Consider the following 1,693-nt stretch of genomic DNA (forward strand, 5'->3'; position numbering starts at 1 on the left):
TTTGAAGAACGATTGGTTGTTTAACTTGTCCATATCAGCTTTGTTGTCAATAAATAGACACTCTAGTAATAAAGCTGGCATCTGTGTACCATTTAGCACACGAACATCTTTGCGCGACTTAATACCACGGTCCTTAATGCCGTGTTTACGTAAAATTTTAGCTACTTCAGTATGCACCGTATCTCCCTCTTTGCAAGGTGAGTACACCAGTGTTTCATATCCAGTGCCCCCACCTGCGTTTAGGTGAATACTAATAAATAGGTCTGCTTTATTCTTATTAGCAATATCGCAACGCCTGTTTAAATCTGCACCTTTGTCATTACTTAAAGCCTTGTCGCTTGTTCGAGTATGGATGACCTTAATACTAGTAGGAAGACGTTTTTCAACCTCCTTTCCGATTAATGCTGCATATTGATATTCCTGACCGTATTTAACTGCGCCTGGATCCGGAAGGCCATGTCCAAAATCGATTACAACTACTTTAGACATTATTTAAGCCCCTCTCTTTTTAAGAGTTCATCGTTTCTGCGAGCCTTGCGAGTAATATTGTTATTCTTCCACCAAGTCCACAGAGAAGCAGCTATAGTAAATACAGCTGTAACAGCATGTTCGACTTCTTCGTTTGTAAAGGGTAGTGGCGAATATCCCATCATCACAAGTGACTGATTTAATAGAGCAACAAAAAGAACGACCGTCCGCACGATCGTTCCAGTTTCGATTTTATTCATTTTTTAAATTCCTCCTTTTAATAGTAACCCGATTAACCCAGTGACAATCGCACCAACAATTAATCTTAAAATCCACGTTGTATTATCTTTGATGGATGATATATCTTCTTTTACATCTTTGATGTTTGGTTCTGCAACAGATAGTCTTGTTTTTACTTCAAGCATATTATCTTCTAACTTTTGTACGCGCTCTTCCACATAGCTATCCCCTTTCTTTTGTACAATAAAAAGACGAGCCGGAGCCCGTCTTGGTTATCTTGTATTATCGTCCTTTTCTGAAATATAAAAGCTCTTTATAAAGCCAACCGTAAAGTGCTAAATTTAGTTTTAGATTTTTACTTTACGCTTAATCTCCCAATTACCCCAAAGTAAATTATCAGTAACCATTTTTGCGTCCCAGTCATCTGAAAATGACTGGTTCTCGTTATCATAGCCACTTATAACAGCTTTATATCCATGTTCTTCATTAGAATCCTCACTAATTACTACTTCAAACTCAGTTTCATTGTATGAAGGTTCATTTTTCAAGCCTTTGGACATAATACATATTAATTTATACCCAATCCAATCATTAATATCCATAATATCACCTCGCTTTGCAAAATAGATATTACTATTATACTTTGAAGTACCAAGTTTCACCAAATTAAAAACTATAAAAAATAACGACTGCTAAACATTTATCTCCGAAGTTCCATACCGACCTGATTAAATTCTTGTTTAATCTTATCAATTAATGTCGGCCTACGATTATCAAAGGTCACGTCAATTCTTCTCCCTCCTCTCTCGTAAATCTCTTTAACTTCGGTAATCCGGGTATCTAGCGTAATTCCCCATTCCCGATTTTGCAGAGTAACAATATCGCCAAGGTCATAGTCTCGTTCATAAACAAATGGCGACTTTGTAAGCACCTGTCCATCCAGATAAATTTCTTGCTCATGTTCGGCCAGTTTTTGGTTACCTCT

At 37.0% G+C, this 1,693-nt stretch carries 5 protein-coding genes; all 5 read right to left on the reverse strand.

The annotated features are described in order from the left end of the window. On the reverse strand, positions 1 to 489 hold a 489-nt coding region (locus tag IRB43_RS17560; protein ID WP_203364739.1), incomplete at its 3' end, for an N-acetylmuramoyl-L-alanine amidase. Next, positions 489 to 728: a phage holin gene (locus IRB43_RS17565; protein ID WP_203364740.1), complete on the reverse strand. Its 240-nt coding sequence runs from the start codon at positions 726 to 728 to the stop codon at positions 489 to 491. The genes IRB43_RS17565 and IRB43_RS17560, both read right to left, overlap by 1 nt. 3 nt (positions 729 to 731) lie before the next feature. Further along, positions 732 to 926 (reverse strand): hemolysin XhlA family protein, encoded by a 195-nt coding sequence (locus tag IRB43_RS17570; protein WP_203364741.1) that lies wholly within the window; start codon positions 924 to 926, stop codon positions 732 to 734. A 129-nt stretch (positions 927 to 1,055) separates the two neighbouring features. Next, a complete protein-coding gene (locus IRB43_RS17575) occupies positions 1,056 to 1,310 on the reverse strand; it encodes an MrpA family protein (protein WP_203364742.1) in 255 nt (84 codons plus the stop codon). Between the two features lie 98 nt (positions 1,311 to 1,408). Further along, positions 1,409 to 1,693 (reverse strand): siphovirus ReqiPepy6 Gp37-like family protein (locus IRB43_RS17580; RefSeq protein WP_238942089.1); only part of this gene is annotated, 285 nt, incomplete at its 5' end.

The organism is Bacillus sp. REN10, from assembly GCF_016820555.1.
Classification (GTDB): Bacteria; Bacillota; Bacilli; order Bacillales; family Domibacillaceae; genus Bacillus_CE.